Raw genomic sequence first — 21862 nt, forward strand, 5'->3', positions numbered from 1 at the left:
TGACAATCTCGGCGTGATGGAGTTCGCCGACTTCGCCGCCCGTGCAGCCGCCATCGAAGCCGAACCCGCCGACCTCGAGACGACGACGCTCGTCCGCGAGCTGTTCGAGGCCGCGGGCGAGGACCTCCCGGTCGTCGTCCGGTTCGTTCAGGGGCGGGTGTTCCCGGCGTGGGAGTCGACGACGCTCGACGTCGGGCCGAGCCTCTGCTACGTCGCGATCGCCCGTGCGGCGGGCCGGAACGTCTCCGCCAACGACGTCGAGGACCGACTCGCCGAGACGGGCGAGATCGGCGCGGTCGCAGCCAGTTTCGACTTCGGCGGCCAGCAGGGACTCGCCGCGTTCGGCGGTGGCGGGCAGACCGACCTGACTGTCGCGACCGTCGACGAGGAGCTACGGGCGCTCGCCGCGGCCGCCGGCTCCGGAAGCCAGGACCGAAAGCTCGACACGCTGTTCGGCCTGTTCAACCGCTGTTCGCCGGACGAGGCGCGCTACCTCGCCCGGCTCGTCCTCTCGGAGATGCGCATCGGCGTCGGTGAGGGAACCGTCCGCGACGCCGTCGCCGAGGCGTTCCTCGTCGACTCGGCGGACGCCGCGGCGGTCCGCGACGACGCGACCGCCGAGGCGGAGACGACCGCCGCACGCGAACGACGGGACGCTGCCATCGAGGCGGTCGAACGCGCGCTGCAGGTGTCGAACGACTACGGCCGCGTCGCCGTCGTCGCCCGCGACGAAGGGACGACGGGTCTCGACGCCATCGACCTCACCGTCGGCAGACCCGTTCAGGCGATGCTCGCACAGGCAGGGACCGTCACCGACGCCTTAGACGAGTGGGAGACGGTCGCCGTCGAGACGAAGTTCGACGGAGCGCGGGTGCAGATCCACTACGACGGCAGAGAGGTGTCGCTGTTCTCGCGGAACATGGAGGACGTCACCGACGCGCTCCCGGAGGTCGTCGAGTTCGTCGAACGCGAGGTCGACGTGCCGGTGATCCTCGACGGCGAGGTGGTCGCCGTCGACGACGACGGATCGCCGCTCCCGTTCCAGGAGATCCTCCGGCGGTTCCGGCGGAAACACGACGTCGACCGGATGCGCGAGGAGGTGACCGTCGAACTCCACGCGTTCGACTGTCTGCACGCCGCCGGTGACGACCTGCTCACCGACCCGGTGACCGACCGCCACGACCGACTCCGGGACGTCCTCGGCCACATCGACGCCGTCTCCGAACTCCTGCGCTCGGACGACGCCGACGAGATCGAGGCGTACGAGGCCGACGCGCTCGAGGCGGGCCACGAGGGGATAATGCTCAAGAACCCCGAGGCGGCCTACTCGCCGGGGAAGCGCGGGAAGAACTGGCTGAAGCGTAAGCCCGACGTGGAGACGCTCGACCTCGTGGTCACCGGCGCAGAGTGGGGCGAGGGTCGCCGGGCGGAGTTCCTCGGGACGTTCCTCCTGTCCGCACGGGTCGACGAGAGCAGTGGCGACGGCAGTGGCGACGAGAAACCCGAGTTCCGGACGATCGGGAAGGTCGCGACGGGGATCACCGACGAGCGACTCGCCGAACTCACCGACCTGCTCGAACCCCACGTCGTCGCCGAGAACGGGACCGAGGTCGACCTGCGGCCGACGACCGTCTTCGAGGTGGGGTACGAGGAGATCCAGCGGTCGCCGACGTACGCGTCGGGGTACGCGCTGCGGTTCCCGCGGTTCGTCGAGATCCGCGAGGACAAGACCCCCGAGACGGCCGACTCGCTGGCGCGGGTGGAGCGACTGGCCGAACGGCAGTGACGCCCGAGGTGTGTGAACAGCCCCACAGAAGCCTTTTCCCAATCACTCCGATACGTCGGGACCATGCCAGGGACAGACCGCTACGCAACTACCGCCGTCCGCAGCAAACCCAGTGACGGCGGAGTCACGTCTCGCTCGTCTCGGACGGTGACGCGGACCACGTCGCTCTGTACCGACACCGCCGTCAGGACGTCCAAGGCACCGCCATCGTTCACGAAGCTCGGGATGCTACTGGTGCTCTTCGCGCTCGTCGCGCTCCTGGTAGTAGCCGTCGATGGCGTCGGCGGCGTCCAGTAACCCCGACGCCGACCGTGAGATTATAGCCCGTCGCCCGAACAGAGACAGTATGACGATCAAACACGACGGACTCTCCGTCACGTGGCTCGGCTACGCGACCGTCCGCATCGAGACGGCCGACGGTTTCGTCGCCTACCTCGACCCTGGCCGCTACGGCGTCCTCGACGACTACCACGCCCGCGACGGCGATCTCGTCTGTGTCACGCACAACCACCACTACGACACCGACGGCATCGCGAGCGTCGCCAAGGACGACGCCACGGTCGTCGTCTTCGAGGGCGTCGACGCGACCAGCATCGACCGCGACGTGACGCCGGTCGACGAGCTGCCGTACGACGTCGTCCGCGTCGGCGAGGAGGACCATCTCACCGTCGGCGACCTCGGCCAGGTCGACCTCTGGTCGTTGCCCGCGTACAACGAAGCCGACGGCCCGCACGCCGACGAGGACGGCGACGTCGTCCACCCGCGCGGGTTCGGCTGTGCGTTCCTCCTGTCGATCGGCGGACGCACAGTCTTCTGGCCCGGCGACTCGGACGCGCTCGACGGGTTCCGCCAACTGGAGGTGTCGCTGTTCCTCGCCAACATCGGCGGCAGCGTCGTGATGGACCGCCACGAAGCCGCCGACCTCGCAGAGGCGCTGGACCCCGACTTGGTGTTACCGATCCACTACGACACGATCGAGCTGCTCGAAACCGACGCCGAGGCGTTCGTCGTCGACGTCGCCGAGCGCAGCATCCCTGTGGTGCTCGACGAGCGGTCGGCGAACCAGTAGACCCCGTCGACCGTAGCTATTTGTTGCTTGTCAAACTATTCGACAGCATGGGTCCCTCCGCCTCGCGGTTCTGCCGCGCTTGCGGCGACACCCTCTCGCCGAGCGCGGCGTTCTGTCCGGCCTGTGGCACCGCCGTCGACACCCCCTCCACGGTGAGAGACGACCCGTTCGGCCGGGCGACCGGGGGACACGACGGGAAGTTTCGCCGACGGCTCGTACACTACCGCGTCGCGGGGTGGACGGTCGAACGCGAGTTCGACGACCGGGTCGTGCTCGTCGACCGGGGGATCGGCTCACCAGCCCTCCACGTCGCGCTGCTACTCTCTACGGGCGGGGTCGGCAACGTCGCCTACGCGTGGTACTGTCACGGACCGGGTGCGCCGCGCTGCGAGTTGCGGACCGACGGTACGGTCCGACGGGTCGACGACGCGACCGGTGGGGCGACCAGTCTCGACTACCCGACGCTCGCCGGCGTCATCGCCTGCTTCATCGGGTTCGCGCTCGTCACGAGGCTGGTCAGACAGTGGTCGTTCGTCCTCCTCGCCGTCCTATTGTTGGTGACGACGCTCGCGTCGGTCGGCGCCCTCGCCGCGCGGCGAGTGGACGACCGCCAGTCGCCGACGACGTTCGGCCGGAAGCGAACGGTCACCGAACGGGAGGTGAACGACCGCTCGCTGTCCTGTGCGGTGTGTGACAGCCCCCTGTCCGACGGCGTCGAGCGGACGTTCGCCGAGCGGACATATCTCGCCGGACTCCCGGTTCGGACGCACGAGTCGGGGACGAACCGCTACTGTCGCCGCTGTACGAGCGACGAGGAGCGTGCTCGCGACGCCGACGGTGACCGCGAACGGGACCGGGAGTTCGCCTGAGCGGCGTCAGATGACGCCCATGTCCGTCAACCGCTCGGGCAGATAGGTGTCGGTGACGAAGTCCAGCCCTCGAGAAGCGAGCGCCTGCTGTTCGGCTTTCTTGCCGATGTCGAGCTGAAGCTCGATCTGCTCGGTCCAGAACTCCGACTGGAAGCGCGGGTCGGTCAGCTCCGACTCCAGCGCGTTGACGTCGGAGTCGCTGAGCGGGTCGGTCGGCAGGTCGTAGTCGACGATGTCCTGCGGCCGGATGCCGACGTACTGTGCTTCGGGCGTCGCGAGATACTCCGAGAGGTGGGCGGACTTGATCGAACCGTAGGCGACCGAGCCGTAGATGCGGTACGACCACGGGTCACCGTCGGTGAACACCACGACGGGCAGGTCGAGTTCGTCGTGGAGTCGCTTCGTGATGCGGCGGGTCGCCCGCGCGGGCTGGCCCTTCAGGTGGACGACGAGCACGTTGTACTCCTCGTCGAACCCGTTCTCGACGAGCCGGTCGCGCATCCCACCGGTCTCGACGCAGAGCACGAAGTCGATGTCGTGGTCGAGAAACTCGATGGTGTCGGGGTTGTTCGGGATCTGGTAGCCGCCCTCGCCGACGTCTTTCTGGCAGTGGATCTCGCGCTCGCCGCGTCGGGTCTGTTCGCGGAGCTCGAGCGGTCCCATCAGCGTCGCCCCGGACTCCTCGGGGCGCATGTGGAAGTCTTCGCGGGTGACCTGCGAGACGATCTCGAGGTCCTCGACCAGCTGGTTCGACTCGTCCTGGTCGGAGAACTGCGCCTCCTCGTTGTCCCACGACTCCGAGAGGTAGTACAGCTCACGGAGGGTCGACGAGCGGCCCTCCTCTAGCTGCTTCGCGAGGAAGTCGATGGTGTAGACGGCTTTCAGCAGTTTGCGTGCCCCGCGAACGGAGTTGGCCGACCGCGTCGAGGTGCGGTCGCCGTAGACCCACACGTTCGACTCCTCGTCGAAGACGATGTTGCTCTTCGTCCGAGTGGGCAGTTCCATCTCGGGGATCTGCCCGCCGGCGAACTGGTCGTAGAACTCCGCGGCGAGGTCGATGAGTCGCTCGCGGGCCTTCTCGTCTTGAATCTTCGAACTCATGTTAGTCTTGCACCGTCAGTTTCTCGGTCTCGACGCCGTCGACGTTGATGTCGAAGTCGGCGTCGTCGGTCACTTCGTAGCTCAGCGTCGCCGTCTCGCCGGCCGACACCGACGGCGACCACTTGACGAACCACTCGCCGTCGAGGTCGACGACCGTCGCGTCGCCGTTCAACCCCTGGGGTTCGACGGAGACGATGTCGGTGATGTCCGGTTGCTCCGTCCGGTCGGAGTAGTTCTCGACGACGAGCGTCACCTCCCCGTCTCCGATCTCGCGTTCGACGCTGACGTTGTTCATGATCCGTGCCAGCGCGCCGTCGATGTCGGGTCGCGGGCGACCCGTCACCTCCGACACCTTGTCGGCCATCTGCGGGAGGATCTTCCCGAGGACGTCCTGCTTCTGCCGGCGCTTCTGCATCGAGCGCCGCTTGTTCAGGTAGGACTTCAACTCGCGGGCGGCCTCGCGGATGGCGAGTTCGATCTCGTCTTCGATCTCGGGGATGTTCGCGAGCGCGTCCTTCGACTCGCTGGTGAACGGGACGTTCGTCGAGGCGACGTGGATCATGATGACAGCCGGGCCGTTCGGCATCCCGCTGCCACCGGGTTGGTCGAGTCCGTAGTTCCGCCAGCCGATGCGTTTGACGACGTCCGTCGTCGCACACGCCCCGCGCTGGTAGACCAGTGGAACGCGGTTGGCGAAGCGAAGCAGGTCGACGCTCCCCTCGGACCGCAACTCGCCGCCGTAGGCGATGCCGGCCTCGACGATGAACGGGTCGCCGCCGTGGACCTCCGCGTCGCGCGTCGCGGCGGCGTAGAAGTCGGCGTCGAACTCCTTGCGGAGACCGGCCTCGACGAGCTCGGCGGTGATTGGCGAGAGGCAGTTCGTCGGCGGCGAGAGGATGTCCGTCTCGCGCATCGCGTCCAACAGCTCCGAGGAGACGTCGCGACTGGCGGCGACGTCGTTCACCTTCGGCACGTCGTCGGGGACGGTCCGCATCACCGCCCAGAACGCCTCAGTGACGTTCTCCCGGGCCGTGTCACCCACGGTCGCCTCGTCGTACTCGACGGTGGCGTCGGCGGCGCCGTCGACGTACGCGCGCAACCGTTCGTAGGTCGCCCGATGACGGGTGTCGTCTGCGGTGCCGAACTTGCGGGCGAGCCGTTCGGCGAGCGCCCGGACCGTCGCGTCGTCCTTCCGCGTGCTCGTGGCGTCGTCGACGAGCGCGTAGACGTCGTCGGTGAGTCGGTCGACGTCGTGCTCCTCGTCGTACCCCGAGAGCACCGCCCACGCGGCCTCGACGGCGTTGTCGCGGACGGTCCGACCGAACGTCTTGCCGAACTCCTCGGCGGCGGCGTCGGCGGCGTTGTCGACGATCGTGCGGAGTTCGTGGTGGGTCGTCCGCTCGCGCTCGCGAAGCGTGTCGGCGACGATCTCGGCGAAGGCGTCCGTCGCGTCGGCACCCTTCCCGGAGACGGCGTCGACGATGGCGGCTTCGAGGTCGGCGTCGTCGTGCGCTGCGGGAGCGGACCAGCCCATCTCGCGACCGAAGTGACGGTCGCGGAAGCTGTCGACGACCTTGTCGGCGGTCTTCTTGCCCACCCGCGTGAACTCCTCCTGTAGGAACCCGGAGACCGAGTACGATTCGGTCGCCTGCAGCATCTTGATGAGCGTTCCCAACTCTACGCCGTGTGGATGCGGGCGGATCTCTTCGGTCTCGGCGGGGAGTTGGTCGGTCGCCCGTTCGAACTTCAGCGGTTCGTCGAGCCCCGGTTCCCGGAGTTCGAGTCGAGCGTGAGGGTTGACGACGGCGGTGTGTTTGATGTAGTTGTGGAGCTGTTGGCGAGCGCGCATGTTCGCCTCCATCTCCAACTCGATACGGGTGCCGTGTGAGCGGTCCCACGAGGTCTCGCGGGCCTCCTTGATCTCGGGCTCGTTGGTGTCGGTGTCGATGATCAGCTCGAAGTACTGCGCCTCTGCGGAGCCCTGCGTGCGACTCGTGATCTTGGCTGCCTTCCCGCTCGTGAGCTGCGAGTAGAGGACGGCCGCGGAGATTCCGATACCCTGCTGGCCGCGCGACTGTTCGCGGGCGTGGAAGCGAGAGCCGTAGAGGAGCTTCCCGAACACCTTCGGGAGCTGTGCCTTCGTGATGCCCGGACCGTTGTCTTCGACGATGAGACGGTAGTAGTCGCCGGCCTCGACGATTTCGACGTAGATGTCGGGTGCGAGACCCGCCTCCTCCGTGGCGTCGAGCGCGTTGTCCACCGCCTCTTTCACGGCGGTCACAAGCCCTCGGGCCCCGGAGTCGAACCCGAGCATATGCTTGTTTTTCTCGAAGAACTCGGCGATAGAGATCTCCCGCTGGTTCTGCGCCAGCTCGTCGGCGATCTCCGAATCCTCGCCGAGTGTCGACTGGAACGAGGTCATTCGTTGGAAGGTTACCCGACGGACGCATAAAACCTCTCCGTCGGCGCGGTGAAAGTGAAAGTGGATGACAGCGTCGTGTTTGTGAGTGCGTGACGCGGATCTCGACGACTCCAAGTGGACGTCGGGGTCGGCTAGGGCGGATACTATACTGTCCAACGCGCGTGCCCGCGTGCGAGGGTTTAAGGTGGGGACTATCCTACGTGGAAGCAAGTTCTATGTCACACGAAAACGAGTACAGTGCCGGACAGATCCAGGTCCTCGAGGGTCTGGAGGCGGTCCGAAAGCGTCCGGCGATGTACATCGGGTCCACGGACGCCCGTGGGCTCCACCATCTCGTCTACGAGGTCGTCGACAACTCTATCGACGAAGCCCTCGCGGGGTACTGCGACAACATCGACGTCACCATCCACGAGGACGACTCCGTCTCCGTCGAGGACGACGGACGTGGCATCCCCGTGGACATGCACGAACAGTACGGCCGCCCAGCGGTCGAAGTGATCATGACCGTGCTCCACGCCGGGGGGAAGTTCGACAACAAGTCCTACCAGGTGTCGGGGGGACTCCACGGCGTCGGCGTCTCTGTCGTCAACGCGCTCTCGACGGAACTCGAAGTGGAGATCAAACGCGACGGGTCGGTCTGGAGACACCGGTTCGAACGCGGCGAACCCCAGGTCGACGCCTTCGAGGAGGTCCGGGAGATGCGCCCCGACGAGGAGACGGGGACGAAGATCCGCTTCTGGCCCGACGACGACATCTTCGAGCAGACCGAGTACAACTACTCGACGCTCGCGAACCGCCTCCGCGAGCTCGCCTTCCTCAACTCCGGCGTCGAGATCACGCTCACCGACGAGCGCGACACCGACGACGACGGCGAACACGTTACCGAACTCTTCCGCTACGACGGCGGCATCAGAGAGTTCGTCGAGTACCTCAACGAGACGAAGACGCCGCTGCACACGGACGTCGTCTACTTCGCTGACGAGGAGGACGACATCCAGGTAGAGGTCGCGATGCAGGCAACCGACGAACTGCAGGGCTCTATCCACTCCTTTGCGAACAACATCAACACCCGCGAGGGCGGCACCCACCTGACCGGGTTCAAGACGGCGCTCACGCGCGTCGTCAACGACTACGCCACCTCCAACGGGCTGTTGTCGGAACTGGACAACAACCTCAAAGGCGAGGACGTCCGCGAGGGACTCACCGCCGTCATCTCGGTGAAGCACCCCGACCCGCAGTTCGAGGGGCAGACCAAGACGAAATTCGGCAACTCCGAGGTCCGCGGCATCACCGAGAGCGTCGTTCACGAGGGGTTGAAGACCTACTTCGAGGAGAACCCCGACACCGCCCAGTCGATCATCATGAAGGCCGTCGAGGCCGCGAAGGCACGGCAGGCCGCCAAGAAGGCCGAGGAACTCACCCGCCGGAAGTCGGCGCTGGAGTCCTCGTCGCTGCCGGGGAAACTCGCCGACTGTCAGACTCGAAAGCCCGAAGAGGCCGAACTGTTCGTCGTCGAAGGCGACTCCGCCGGCGGCAGCGCGAAGCAGGGCCGCGACCGGAAGAACCAGGCCATCCTTCCGCTGCGCGGGAAGATCCTCAACGTCGAGAAACATCGCCTCGACCGCATCCTGGAGAACAACGAGGTCCGTGCGCTCATCACGGCCATCGGGGCCGGAATCGGTGAGGAGTTCGACATCGAGAAGGCACGCTACCACAAGATCATCCTGATGACGGACGCCGACGTCGACGGCGCGCACATCCGGACGCTCCTCCTGACGCTGCTCTATCGGCACATGAAGCCGCTCATCGAAGCGGGGTACGTCTACGCTGCCCAGCCGCCGCTGTACCGCGTCCGTTACCGCGGAGAGACCTACGACGCGATGACAGAGGAGGAACGCGACCGCATCGTCAAGGAGAAGTGCGACGGCAACCCGACGCAGGTCCAGCGGTTCAAGGGACTGGGTGAGATGAACCCCGACCAGCTGTGGGAGACGACGATGGATCCCGAGAACCGCATCCTCAAGCAGATCACCATCGAGGACGCCGCGGCCGCAGACCGCATGTTCAACGTCCTGATGGGCGATGCGGTCGAACCACGCAAACAGTTCATCAAGGACCACGCGAAGGACGCCGAGTGGGTCGACATCTGAATGTCGGGTCACCGATTCAGTCCCGACGACGGTAGCACCTGCTTCGGTCGCACGCACGCTCGACGCACGGAGACACGATGAGTTCAGAGATTCCGAACCCCGAAGACGACGTACAGGCAGCACAGGTCACGACTGCACGCATCGAAGACGAGATGGAGCAGTCGTACATCGACTACGCGATGAGCGTCATCGCCGGGCGCGCCCTCCCGGACGTCCGCGACGGTCTCAAACCGGTCCACCGGCGCATCCTCTATGCGATGAACGAGGCGGGCGTCACCGCCCGCTCCTCCCACCGGAAGTCCTCCTCCATCGTCGGCGAGACGATGGGTGACTACCACCCACACGGCGACTCGGCCATCTACGACGCACTCGCGCGGATGGCGCAGGACTTCTCGATGCGCTACCCGCTGGTCGACGGACAGGGGAACTTCGGCTCCGTCGACGGCGACCCACCGGCCGCCATGCGGTACACGGAGGCGCGGATGTCGCCCATCGCCGAGGAACTCCTCGCCGACATCGACAAGGACACCGTCGACTTCAAGTCAAACTACGACGACCGGCTGACGGAACCCGACGTGCTCCCTGCGGCGTTCCCGAACCTGCTCGTCAACGGCTCGTCCGGCATCGCCGTCGGGATGTCGACGAACATCCCGCCGCACAACCTCGGTGAAATCATCGACGCGACGGTCCACCTCATCGACAACCCCGACTGCACCATCGAGGACCTGATGGACCACGTCAAGGGGCCCGACTTCCCGACGGGAGCGAACATCGTCGGCCGCAACGCCATCCACCAGGCGTACAAGACCGGTCGTGGGCGCATCCGCGTTCGCGCCGAGATCGACGTCGAACGGGACGAGAAAGGCAACGACGAGCGCATCGTCGTCTCCGAACTGCCGTATCAGGAGAACAAGGCCCGCCTCATCGAGCGCATCGCCGACGACGTCAACGAGGGGAAGATCGAAGGCATCCGTGATCTGCGCGACGAGTCCGACCGCGACGGGATCCGTGTCGTCGTCGAACTCAAGCGCGGTGCGAGCGCCGACATCGTCAAGAACCAACTGCTCGACAACCACCTCGAATCCACCTTCGGGGTCATCAACCTCGCCTTGGTCGACGGCCAGCCGAAGGTGCTCGACCTGAAGGAGACGCTCCAGGAGTACCTGAAGCACCGTCGGGAAGTCGTCCGCCGACGCAGCGAGTACGACCTCGCGGAAGCCGAGGACCGCGCACACATCCTCGAGGGGCGGCTGACGGCGCTGAAGAACGTCGACGACGTCGTCGACCTGATCCGCGACTCCGAGAGCCGCGACGACGCGAAGGAGGCGCTGATGGAGGCGTACGACTTCTCGGCGGCGCAGGTCGACCACATCGTCGCGATGCAGTTGGGGTCGCTCACGTCGATGGAGGCCGAAGCCATCGAAGACGAGTACGAAGAGGTACAGGCGACGATCGAACGGCTGAACGAGATTCTCGAAGACGAGAGCGAACTACTCGGCGTCATCAAAGAGGAACTCCGCGAGATCAGAGACGAGTACGCCGACGAGCGGCGGACGAGCATCATCGAGGACACCGGCTCGATCACCCGCGAGGAGCTCATCCCCCAGGAGGACGTCGTCGTCGTCGTCACCGAGGACGACTACATCAAGCGGATGCCCGCGACGACGTTCCGCGCCCAGAACCGGGGCGGAAAGGGGATCATCGGCACCGACCTCAAGGAGGGCGACCGGGTCTCGTCGGTGTTCTACGCGAACACCCACGACTACCTGCTCTGCTTTACGAACCACGGACAGGTCTACCAGCTGAAGGCCTACGAGATCCCGGAGATGTCGCGGACCGCCCGCGGGAAGTCGGCGGTGAACGTCATCGACCTCGACGACGGCGAGGAGATCGAGGCCGTCGTCAACACTGACGAGATGGACGAAGAGGAGTTCTTCACGATGGTCACGCGCGACGGCTACATCAAGCGGACCGCCGTCGACGACTTCTCGAACATCCTCTCGACGGGGATCCGTGCGATTCGTCTGGAAGACGGCGACGCGCTCGTCGACGTCGAAGTGACGAACGGCGAACTCGATCTCATCGTCGCCACGGAGGACGGGATGAGCATCCGGTTCGACGAGAGCGAGGTTCGTCCGATGGGCCGCACGGCTCGTGGGGTCCGCGGCATCCAACTCACCGGCGACGACACGGTGGCCGGACTCGCCGCCGTCGAAGTCGACCGCCACAAGTGGCTGTTGACGGTCACCAAGAACGGCTACGGCAAGCGCACGAACATCGGAGACTACCGGACGCAGTCCCGCAACGGGAAGGGACTCATCGACATCAAGACCGTCCGACGCAACGGGCCGACCTGTGCCATCGAGACGGTCGCCCCCGGCGACCATCTCGTCGCGATGAGCGAGAGTGGGCAGATCATGCGCACCCGTGTCGACGAGATTTCTACTGTGGGTCGCAACACGATGGGCGTCATCGTGATGGACTTAGACGACGGCGACCACGTCGCCGCAGTCGACGTGGTGCCGTCCGAACGTATCGGCGAGAAAGAAGACGAGAAGGTAGACGCCGACGAAATCGAACAGCCGGCAGAGTAATCCGCCGTCGATTCGGCGGTCCGGCGCCCCTTCTCGTTTTTAGTTTTCACGGCGTATGATCGAACCGAGACTACTGGAGCGTCGACTACGCTCGTCTCACTCGCCACTCGAACCGGAGCCACCCGAGGACGACGACGACGGAGACGTGCAACAGGAGGAAATCGAGTGTCGTCACCCACTGCGGCATCACCCATCGGGCGAGTTGGTAGTACTCCCTCCAGCGGTCTGAGAGCTGGCTCCCGAGTCCGGCGGCCGAGGCCCGTTCGCCAGCAGTGCCTGCGTCTGTGAGTGCATGCATCGGCGGACCCGTCGGTTCGTCTCCGTATCGTAATCGCTCGACGTCGTAGACGCTGAAGCCGACGTCGTGCTCCCAGACGACGTCCCCGTCGGGTGTGACCTCGACCAGGCGGCCGCCGCCGCTGTCGGCGACGAGCGTGTTCCCGTTCGGCAGTCGGTCGGCGTCCCGCGGCCACGCGAGTTCGCCGTGGTACTCCCACGTCTTGAGCCAGCCGTCGGCCCGTTTCGAGTACTCCACGATGCGGTCGTTCTCGCTGTCGGCGACGAGGACCGTCGGGGGGTCCTCCGAGAGCAACACCGGGTTGTGCTGTTCGTGGAGGACGTCGTAGTCGTCCTCCCTCCCGAGGGTCCACACGACGTCCTTCGTCGAGCGATTGATCAGGAGGACGCGGTCGAACTCGCGGGGACTCACGAGGAACGCGCTTCCGTTTCGGACCGAATCGACGTCGTTCAGATGCGTGTAGTCGTTGTCGATCTCGTCGCCGGCCGTCAGTGGGAAGTGTTCGTCGAAGTAGTACGACCAGACGATTCGGTCGGCGTCAACGTCGTAGATGTAGAGCTGGTGGCCGACGACCGAGCGGTTCTGTCCGGCCCACCCCCGTTCTCGAAGTACCGCACGCCACGAAGACTGGAGTCGCTGTTGCAGTTTGTTGGCGACGACGTACCGTCCGTCACCGAGGTAGTCGACGTCGTGGGTGTCGGGGGGGACGAGAAACGACTCGACGACCTCACCCGTTCGCCAGTTCATCACCACCGCTTTCCACGAGTAGCCGTCCTCGAAGCGACTTGCGTTCGCCTTGACGGTGAACAGAATCGTTTCCTCGCCGATGGGGTCGACGTCGAAGTACTTCGTGTAATAAGAGGTGTGCTTCCAGACGAGCGCCTTCGATTCGGTGTCGATGGCGAATACGCCGGCCGTCGCGCTGCCCTGTTCGTTCCCCTGGACGGTGTAGAACGTGATGTTCTCGCTCGGTGGCACGGATTCGGAGACCGACTGTCCGCTACCTGCCGTCAGGGCGCTCGTGGCGGCGGGGAGGACGAGGAGGACGACGACGACGAGGACCGAGAGCCTGACAGTCGGGGCGTCGTCACGGGACACCGTCCACTCGTCGTACGGGGTGGGTTCACCCGTCGGTCTCGAGACGACCCAGAGTACAGCGCCCCAACCGAGAACGGCGACCGTGACCGAGACTGGGTCATCGGAGACAACGGCTCTGGCGGCCGCGACTCCCAACCCGAGTGAGACGACGACGACGTTCCCCAGCAGCGTGAGAGCAACGAACTGCCAGTGGAGCGGCCATCGGCCGAAGACGCGTCTCACCGTCGTCGCTCGTTCGACCGTCTGCCCGACGCGAGTCCGCGCCACTATGCATCGCCTCCCGAAGGGGGTGCCGTGTTTCGAACCGTCGGGTCGATTTCGACGACGACCAGTTCGTCGGTTCTGAACACGACGGTGCCGAGCGAGTCGAACCGTGTCTGTCGCCAGTTGTTCGGGACGACGACGTATCGGACGTCGTACTCCCTGATAATGGCTTTCGCGTCGGCGACGTTCTCGGGCGTCGCCCCGTGCCAGCGGAGGTCTTCGAGCGTCTGGAACGCCGCCGACTCTCGGCGTTCGTTCGGGCGATACGACCCGCCCGCTGGTGTTCTAGTGAGACCATTCTGGCCGGTCACCCCTTCCACCCACGAGACGACGTAGAACGGGCCGGCGACGGTTCCGCCGAACGGTTGTCGCTGGTCGACCCACTCGACGACGCGTCCTACGGAGTCGCCGTTCTTGATTTCGTAGTAGTCTCGCGCACCGTCGTAGTACCCGGTCGACCAGTAGAACCCCGGGACGACGACAAGCAACGCAAGTACGACGGCGGCTGTCCGTCGAGCAACGACCGACCCCTCACGGTCGGTCACGAAGCGACCCGCCGTCCACGCGAGAACCCCGACGGTGACGGCTGCGCCGATTGCAATCGGCGGCGCGAGATAGAACGCGACCCGCGCCAGTTCCGTACTCACACCCGGGAGATTCGACACGACGGCGGCCATCATCAGCGGGCCGAGGAGCCACCCGAGAACCACCGCGCCGACACCCGCTCCGGTGAGAGTCGCTTCGCGGCGAGCGGAGTCCTCTCGGCGGTCCGTCTGCGGGTCGAACACGCCCTCTATCCTCTCGTTGGTGTACAGAGCGTACCCCACGAGCGGGGCGAGGACCACGAGGGCGAGCCCCATCGCTTCGAGCACGGGGTCACGGCCGAGTTTCTGCAGCAAGACGGCGAAGTCGTGGCCGCCGGCCGTGGCGGTGTACAGCGAGAAGATGTGCCACTGACTCGCGAGATAGCCGAGGAAAAAAAGCGAAGGGAGCGTCACGTCGACGAGCGTCTCGACGACCGGTCGCCAGCGTGCACGCAAGACGGCGAGGCCGACTGCGGCGGTACCGAGCGTGGCAGGATAGACCGGCGAACTCGGAGGATGAGCCAACAGTCCGAGCAGGAACAGGAGCGCGAACGTCACCCGGTCGGCGCGGCGACCAGTTCGCCGCGCACGGACCAGCGCGCCCACACTGAGCGTCAGGAACCCGACCGAGACGAGTTGCGGAACCCCACCGAACGCGAGGAGGTCGAAAAAGAGCGACTGCCCGAGGCTGACGAACGCGAACGCGAGGACTGCGACCTGCGCGGAGAACAGCTCGCGGGCCGTGACGTAGACGGTCAACGTTGTCCACAGGAACGCGGTTATCGCCCACACCTTCGCGGCTAACACGGCCGACCCGAACACCAACAACAGAAGCGACAACGGCACGATTGCGACCGGATGAGTCGCAAACTGACCCACACTCTCCGATGGCGGGACAGCCCATCCGGCGAAGTAGCGCGCTCGGACCAGCCAGTGTTTCGCATCGTTGGGCGGGAACCACCGGCCGAACACGGCGGTCGTGACGACCCAGAGATTGGCGACTGTTATCACCGCGACGAGAACGGCTTCGACGACCCGGCTGTCGACCGCGTGCAGCGAGAGTCCGGAATCGCCGAAGCGGCCCGTACTCATCCGCCGCACCCCCGGGGTCGGAGAGTGCTCGACTGTCGGGGCCGGGTTGGGCGGCACCCGTGGCTACCGTCTACGTCGGGATGCAGTCTCGGAGCGGGCATTCGGGAAGAGTACATCCGCGACTCATATCAACGATGTTTGAGGTTCGAGAGAGTTACTCGAACAGTTATCTATCGAGGCGGGACTGTCACAACAGGACGAAAACAGCTCGCGCCGCGTCAGTCTCGATTACTGCCCGAGCACCGGCGCTTTCAGCGCGGCCACCTCGGACATGATGGCTTCGACGTTCTCCTCGCCGACGCCGTTCGTCCGTAGCGCTTCTTCGAGATACGTCGCGACCGCGTCGAAGTCCTCCTCGGCGATGTCGAGGTGGTCGTGGGCCTCGCGCATGTCCCGACCGGAGTAGTCGACCGGGCCGCCGGCGACGGCGCTGATGAACTGTATCTGGTGCGCCCGCAGCTCGGTCATGTCGTACGGTTCGAAGTAGCCGACGAGGTCGTCGTCCGAGAGCACGCGGTCGTAGAAGTCGTCGACGACCGCCTCGACCGCTGCCTGTCCGCCGATCTCGTTGTAGACTGTCTGAGCCATCGATGTAGTTCTACGTCGGGCGGACAGCCGGATAGCAGCTCTCACTAATATGAATGGGTTTATTTAAGTGGTTCATTGTGTGACAATATCTAACACGAACGCGCGTTCACACGGCGAGCAGTTGGTCCAGCAGTTTCTGTTGGCTGACCGCCAGATGTTCGCTGAACGTCGGCACCGAGATGTCGAGACGGTCGGCGACGTCGGCGGAGGTTGCCTCCTTCGGTTGAGCGAAGTAGCCCATCTCGTGGGCCGTCTGGAGCACCTCGTACTGCCGGTCGGTGAACTCGGTGCGGTCGACGACGAGCAGCGACTGCCGGTCGTCGGCCGTCGAACGGGTCAACCGACGGACGGTGACCGTCTCGCAGCACGACCGCAGGTCGGTGACGACCGTCTGGAGCGTCTCGATGTCCGGAGCGATGAAGGAGACGACGACCGTCCCCGAGTCGGCGTAGACGTTCCGAATCGGACAGCCGTGACTCGGAAGTCGCCCACAGGGGCAGTCGTCGCCGTCGGTCGTATAACGGTAGACGGAGTCGGTGCCGTCGGAGAAGACCACGTCCGCGACGTCGGCGGCGGGGTGCTCGTCTGTGTCGGCGGCGTCGGTGTCGGAGAGCGTGAACTCGCCGACGACGGAGCTCCCGTCGGCGGTCGCCTGTCGACTGGTGACGATCGAGTCGAGTTCGGCCTGTTCGCTCAGCGACGAGACGGGACAGCCGGAAACACCGCCGACTTCGAGTTGGACGTGGATACCGCGCTCCATACGGGCCGTTACGGGTCAAGGCGTATAAGCGTCGACGTCTCCGTCGCACCGCGGTAGCTCCCGACGTCGGTCGTCTCAGAGGATCCGCTTGCCGAGCGCGCTCGCGGCGAGTTCCGTCGCCAACTCCGCGGTCTCGTTGTGCTGGTCGAGGATAGGGTTCACCTCGACGAGTTCGAGCGAGCGAAGCATACCGGACGTGGCGACCTGCTCCAGCGCGGAGTGGGCCTCGCGGTAGGACGCGCCGCCGCGGACGGGCGTACCGACGCCCGGTGCCTCGTTGGGATCGAGCCAGTCGAGGTCGAAGCTGACGTGGACGCCGTCGGTGTCGTCGCCGGCGACGGTGAGAGCCTCGTCGACGACGTCGGTGATCCCCCGTTCATCGACGTCGGACATCGTGTAAGCGGTCACCGCCGACTCGCGGATGACCGTCCGTTCGGTGTCGTCGAGGTCGCGCAGTCCGACGAGCGCGACGTTCTCCGGCTTCAGTCCGCGGGCGTTCGCCCACTCGACGCCCTCGAAGTCGCCGACGCCGAGGACTGCGGCGAGCGGCATCCCGTGGACGTTGCCGGACGGGGAAGTGGTGGGCGTGTTGAAGTCGCCGTGGGCGTCGAACCAGACGACGCCGACGTCGGCGTCTCGGGCAGACCCACCCACCGATCCGATGGCGACGGAGTGGTCGCCGCCGAGGACGACCGGCGTCACGTCGTCTGCGAGCGCCGTGGCGACTGCATCGGAGAGGAGCGTGCTCACCTCCTCGACCTCGCGGACGAACTTCGCCGTCCCCTCCGAGGGTTCGACGGCGTCCGGGTCGCGTTCGTCTGCCAGCGGGACGGCGAGGTCGCCGGCGTCTTCGACGTCGATCCCCGCGCTCCTCAACTCCGCTGCGAGTCCGGCGTAGCGGATGGCGGACGGTCCCATGTCGACGCCACGTCGGTTCGCGCCGTAGTCTGTCGGTGCACCGATGATGCGGGCAGTTCGGGTCATGGTCGACTCTCGGACCGGCCGACACTTAGCGCGTGTGGTCGACCGAAACGGTGTGGACGGCCGCCGAAAGTAGACTTCTGTCACGACTTAGGTCACACATCGTTGTGTGAGCTAACACACACGAGACGTCGACTCCGCAACGGGCGGTCGTCTGGCTGGTCGGCGTCGTCGTCACCGGTCACGTGGTCGACGGCCCAACCGAGTACGAACTGCGACAGTTGAGCCGGACGCGGTCGCCGCGTCGCTCGTCGCGTTCGGAGCGTGGATGGCGCTGTTCGGGTGGGTCGGGATCGTCACAAGGAGGTCCGGACGGCGGTTCTCACCTGCGTCGGGACGACCGTCGGCATCGCGGGTCTCCCGTTCGTGGTGCAGGCGTGTGCCGCCTATCGTCTACGCTACGTCGAGGACGTGTCTCGGCACAACACGGTCACCGATCCCGCCGGCAACGACGCTCGGACGCGGTCGTAGTTCGTCGGCGTTCGTCTCCGACTGTCGCTCCTCCGTCTGGTACTCGAGGAACCGAACGTTCACCGTCACCTCCCGCCCGCTTCTGGCGCTGATGCTGCGTTCGATAGCCTCTGCGAGCAGCGGGTAGTCGTCGTCGGACGACCGTGCGACCGTGACCGTCACCGACTCGACGCGGCCGAGGGCGTTCATGTCGTTGTACTCCGCTTGCACGCTCATGAGTTCGAGGCTGTCGTAAGTCGGGCCGTCGACGACGGCCTCGACGTCCTCTTTTACCTGGTGTTCGAACACGATGTACTGTGCCGTCGCCCCCACCGTCGCCGCGAGGACGACGGCGAACACGAGGACGAGGACGGCGTACACACCGGTTCGGACGCTGGGCTGGAAGTTCGTCCAACTGTCACGGACGAGTGACGACCGGTAGCCGAGACCCACGAGCGCGAGATACGCAGTGAGGTTGATGAACACGATGTTCATCGCGAGCAGGACGACCGCCCCGAACGTCACGAGTGCGTCGCCCCACACGACGCCGATGGCGGCGGTCGCGACCGACGGGACGATGGCGGCCGCGATTGCGACGCCGGCGATGGAGACCGGGAGGTCGGTCGCCAGCGCGAGCGCACCCGCCGCACCGGCACAGACTGCGATCGTCAGCGCGAGGAGGTTCGGCGTGAGGAACAGCCCGATCTGTTCGATACGGCCGATGGCGACGCCGGAGGGGACGAAGGAGGTCTGTCTGAGTCCGGCCGTCACGGCGAGCGCACTGACGAAGCCGACGATCAGTCCGAGCAGTTGGGAGTTGACGCTCTGGACGAGCATCCGCCGGTCGTCGATGACGGCACCGACGCTCGCCGAGAGCGACGACCCGGCGAAGGGAGCGATGACCATCGCGCCGACGATGATTATCGCGGAGTCCAACAGCAGTCCCGCGGTCGCGACGACCGCACTCAGTGCGGCCAACGCGACGTACGTCGGACGGTTGGGCTGGAGATCGAGCGCCCGCTCTCTGATCTCGGGGTGAGAGACACCGGCGTCTCCCTTCGGCCCCTCGACGAACCGGTCGGCCAACTGTTGGTTCACCTCGCGTGGACTCGTCGCGTCCGTCACGACGGTGTACGCGTCGTCGCCCAACCCGGCGTCGTCGAGATGCGCCAGCAGCCCGTCCGAAGCACCGTCGGGCACCGGAATCTGGACGATCGTCGTGTTGAGATCCGTCGCCTCGTCGACGACGACGTACTCCGCGTCGAGCGCATCGAGCGCGTCCAGGATCGCCTGGCGATTCGCGTCGGTCACTCGCAGTTGGACGAGTCGCACGTGTCACACGTCGCTGACGGGACGCATCAGCGTTCGGGCCGTCTCGCTTTCCGGGTCGGGCAGCGACCAGCCGCCACATCCAAGCATCCCCGCGGTGTCGAGTGTAGACGATGCGGTTGATCAAGCTTCTCGTCTCTGAAGATTCTCTGGAGTCGACGCTCGACGTTCTCGAATCCGAGAACATCGACCACGTCGTGACGAAGGAAGCGAGAGAACGTGAGAACAGGGCTCTCGTCGAGTTTCCCCTTCCGACGCAGGCAGTCGAGTACGTGATGAACGAGCTCCGCGAATCTGGACTCGACGACCGCGAGTACACCGTCATTGCCAGCGCCGAGACGGCGAAGACGAGGAACTACTCGGAACTCGAAGACAGGTTCGTCGCGGGCGTCGAAGAGGACGACTCGGTCGCCCCCGAGGAGATCCGCGCGAAGGCGCTCGACATGCACCGGACCGCGTTCACCTACTACGCGATGACGATCTTCAGCGCCATCGTCGCGGCGGCGGGACTGCTGTTGGACTCGCCTGCGGTCGTCGTCGGCGCGATGGTCATCGCCCCGCAGGTCGGGTCGGCACTCATCGCCAGCGTCGGGATGGCGCTGGACGACCGGCGGATGATCTGGCTCGGCTTTCGCGACCAGTTCGTCGGCCTCGGCCTCGCCATCGTGGGCGCGTTCGTCTTCGGCATCTCGTTGAAGCACGGCCAGATCGTCACGTCGGTGCTCGACGTCTCGACCGTCGGACAGATAAGCAAGCGCATCTCGCCGGGGCTGCTGTCGATGTCCGTCGCGTTCTGCGCCGGTGCGGCGGGCGCGTTCGGGCTGGCGACGGCACTGCCGGTGTCGCTCGTCGGGGTCATGATCGCCGCGGCGCTCATCCCGGCCGCCGCAGCCGTCGGTATCGGGTTCGCGTGGGGGCTCCCGAGCGTCGCCCTCGGTGCACTCGTCTTGCTCATCGTCAACGCCGTCGCCGTCAACCTCGCGGGCTTTCTCGTCCTGTGGTACTTCGACTACCGACCGATCGACTGGGAGGACGACACCGCCGACGACATGATCAGCACGCTTCGCCGGTACACCCCGACCATCGTCGGACTCGTCGTGCTCGTCGCGACGTTCTCCGTGGCCGGTGGCCTCGTCGCCGCCGAGATCTCGTTCACCAACGACGTCAACACGGCCGTCGAAGACGTTCTGGAAGAGGATCAGTACAACGAACTCGAACTGAATCAGGTACAGGCGGAGGTGCAGCTCTCGCGACACGTCGGCGAGACGCCGCAGGTGTCGATCGTGCTCAGTCGTCCGGCAGACGCGCCCTACCCCGGCCTCGCAGACAGGCTCAAACAGCGGATCGTCGCGGAGACGGAGCGTCAGGTGGAGGTCCAAGTCGAGTTCGCCGACGTCCAGCGGACGGAACCGCCGGAGCAACGGGAGTAAGAGCTACTCTCTGTAGGGTTCACAGACCCGTTCGACGCCTTCCTCGAAGCTGATCTGTGGCTCCCACCCGGTCTCGGCCTTGATCTTGCTGATGTCGGCCATCGTGTCGTGAACGTACACGTCGAACGGGTTTTCGACGTAGACGGGGTCGACGTCCGTCCCGAGAACGTCGTTTATCATCTCGACCATCGTGTTGAAGTCGTAGCTCTCGCCAGTGCCGAGGTTGTAGATGCCGTGTAGTTCGTGGTCGGCCGCGAGTTCGAGCCCACGGACGACGTCGTCGACGTGGGTGAAATCGCGGGTCTGCGTCCCGTCGCCGAACAGTTTCGGGGACTCGCCGTTGGCGATCTGGTCGGCGAACTGCGCGACGGTGTTGGCGAACTCGCCTTTGTGCTCCTCGTTGCCGGCGAACCCCTGATAGACGGAGAAGAAGCGCATCCCGGCGAGACTGAGGTCGTAGTGGCTGTGGAAGTACTCGGCATAGCGTTCGCGGGCGAGTTTCGACGCCTCGTACCCGGTGCGTGCTTCGACCGGCATGTCCTCGGGAGAGGGTTCGGTCCGACTGCCGTAGATAGAGGAGGTCGACGCGTAGACGACAGTGTCACAACCGTCCTGTCGGGCCTGGTCGACCGTGTTGACGAACCCTTCGACGTTGACGCGGGCGCCGGTCGTCGGGTCCTCCTCGTGCATCTTGTAGGAGGAGAGCGCCGCGAGGTGGAACACGACGTCGACGTCGGTCGGGAGGTCGTCGTCGAGGACGCTCGTGTCGACGAACTCGACGTCGTCGTGGAGGTTCTCGGGCGTCCCGAGATACAGGTCGTCGACGACGACGACGTCGTTGTCGGCCGCGAGAGAGTTCGCGAGGTTCGACCCGATGAACCCCGCACCGCCGGTGACGAGAACACGTTTTCCGTTCATGTACGTAGCCCCCGGGGGGAGGAACAAAGTGTTGTCGCTCCGTCCATTCGGTCAGAGCCGTCGCCGCAGAGTTGTCAAA

General features: G+C 65.6%; 16 protein-coding genes. 7 read left to right on the plus strand and 9 right to left on the minus strand.

What is annotated here, in order from left to right:
- Nucleotides 1-16 precede the first annotated feature (16 nt).
- The 4 genes from ligA to BSG17_RS12805 all read left to right on the plus strand — a co-directional run bounded on the left by ligA (nt 17) and on the right by BSG17_RS12805 (nt 3724).
- Complete coding sequence (ligA, locus tag BSG17_RS12790; RefSeq protein WP_089824648.1) at nt 17-1786, plus strand: ATP-dependent DNA ligase LigA; 1770 nt, start codon at nt 17-19, stop codon at nt 1784-1786.
- 63 nt (nt 1787-1849) lie between these two features.
- The gene (locus BSG17_RS12795) at nt 1850-2083 is read left to right on the plus strand and encodes a hypothetical protein (RefSeq protein ID WP_089824649.1); all 234 of its coding nucleotides are present in this window, start codon (nt 1850-1852) and stop codon (nt 2081-2083) included.
- 49 nt (nt 2084-2132) lie between these two features.
- Nucleotides 2133-2855, plus strand: a complete 723-nt coding sequence (locus tag BSG17_RS12800) for an MBL fold metallo-hydrolase (RefSeq protein ID WP_089824651.1) — start codon at nt 2133-2135, stop codon at nt 2853-2855.
- Nucleotides 2856-2902: 47 nt separating this feature from the next.
- On the plus strand, nt 2903-3724 hold the full coding sequence (locus BSG17_RS12805) for a zinc ribbon domain-containing protein (protein WP_089824653.1): 822 nt from the start codon (nt 2903-2905) through the stop codon (nt 3722-3724).
- 6 nt (nt 3725-3730) lie between these two features.
- Here BSG17_RS12805 and BSG17_RS12810 read toward each other — a convergent pair whose 3' ends face one another.
- Together BSG17_RS12810 and BSG17_RS12815 are read right to left on the minus strand one after the other, a co-directional pair.
- Nucleotides 3731-4825, minus strand: a complete 1095-nt coding sequence (locus BSG17_RS12810) for a DNA topoisomerase IV subunit A (RefSeq protein WP_089824655.1) — start codon at nt 4823-4825, stop codon at nt 3731-3733.
- A gap of 1 nt (nt 4826) precedes the next feature.
- On the minus strand, nt 4827-7247 hold the full coding sequence (locus tag BSG17_RS12815; protein WP_089824656.1) for a DNA topoisomerase VI subunit B: 2421 nt from the start codon (nt 7245-7247) through the stop codon (nt 4827-4829).
- A gap of 215 nt (nt 7248-7462) precedes the next feature.
- Here BSG17_RS12815 and gyrB point away from each other — a divergent pair, with 215 nt between their 5' ends.
- Nucleotides 7463-9397: a DNA topoisomerase (ATP-hydrolyzing) subunit B gene (gene gyrB, locus BSG17_RS12820; protein ID WP_089824657.1), complete on the plus strand. Its 1935-nt coding sequence runs from the start codon at nt 7463-7465 to the stop codon at nt 9395-9397.
- A 77-nt stretch (nt 9398-9474) separates the two neighbouring features.
- A complete protein-coding gene (gyrA, locus tag BSG17_RS12825) occupies nt 9475-11991 on the plus strand; it encodes a DNA gyrase subunit A (protein WP_089824659.1) in 2517 nt (838 codons plus the stop codon).
- An 85-nt stretch (nt 11992-12076) separates the two neighbouring features.
- Here gyrA and BSG17_RS12830 read toward each other — a convergent pair whose 3' ends face one another.
- From BSG17_RS12830 to BSG17_RS12855, 6 genes are all read right to left on the minus strand, one after another.
- Nucleotides 12077-13654 carry an aryl-sulfate sulfotransferase gene (locus tag BSG17_RS12830; RefSeq protein WP_211609124.1) on the minus strand — a complete coding sequence of 526 codons (1578 nt, stop codon included), beginning with the start codon at nt 13652-13654 and terminating at the stop codon, nt 12077-12079.
- Complete coding sequence (locus tag BSG17_RS12835) at nt 13654-15327, minus strand: hypothetical protein (RefSeq protein WP_089824661.1); 1674 nt, start codon at nt 15325-15327, stop codon at nt 13654-13656. Before BSG17_RS12835 ends, BSG17_RS12830 begins: the two co-directional genes overlap by 1 nt.
- 228 nt (nt 15328-15555) lie before the next feature.
- Nucleotides 15556-15915 (minus strand): group I truncated hemoglobin, encoded by a 360-nt coding sequence (locus tag BSG17_RS12840; protein WP_089824662.1) that lies wholly within the window; start codon nt 15913-15915, stop codon nt 15556-15558.
- A gap of 106 nt (nt 15916-16021) precedes the next feature.
- Complete coding sequence (locus BSG17_RS12845) at nt 16022-16675, minus strand: helix-turn-helix domain-containing protein (protein ID WP_089824664.1); 654 nt, start codon at nt 16673-16675, stop codon at nt 16022-16024.
- Between the two features lie 75 nt (nt 16676-16750).
- Nucleotides 16751-17659, minus strand: a complete 909-nt coding sequence (gene rocF / locus BSG17_RS12850; RefSeq protein WP_089824666.1) for an arginase — start codon at nt 17657-17659, stop codon at nt 16751-16753.
- Nucleotides 17660-18049: 390 nt separating this feature from the next.
- A complete protein-coding gene (locus tag BSG17_RS12855; RefSeq protein ID WP_089824668.1) occupies nt 18050-19438 on the minus strand; it encodes a DUF389 domain-containing protein in 1389 nt (462 codons plus the stop codon).
- 110 nt (nt 19439-19548) lie between these two features.
- Between BSG17_RS12855 and BSG17_RS12860 the strand changes: the two genes are divergently transcribed.
- Nucleotides 19549-20865: a TIGR00341 family protein gene (locus tag BSG17_RS12860; RefSeq protein WP_089824670.1), complete on the plus strand. Its 1317-nt coding sequence runs from the start codon at nt 19549-19551 to the stop codon at nt 20863-20865.
- 3 nt (nt 20866-20868) lie between these two features.
- Here BSG17_RS12860 and BSG17_RS12865 read toward each other — a convergent pair whose 3' ends face one another.
- Nucleotides 20869-21783 carry an NAD-dependent epimerase/dehydratase family protein gene (locus BSG17_RS12865; RefSeq protein WP_089824672.1) on the minus strand — a complete coding sequence of 305 codons (915 nt, stop codon included), beginning with the start codon at nt 21781-21783 and terminating at the stop codon, nt 20869-20871.
- Nucleotides 21784-21862: the final 79 nt, after the last annotated feature.

It is taken from the genome of Halogranum amylolyticum (genome assembly GCF_900110465.1).
GTDB lineage: Archaea > Halobacteriota > Halobacteria > Halobacteriales > Haloferacaceae > Halogranum > Halogranum amylolyticum.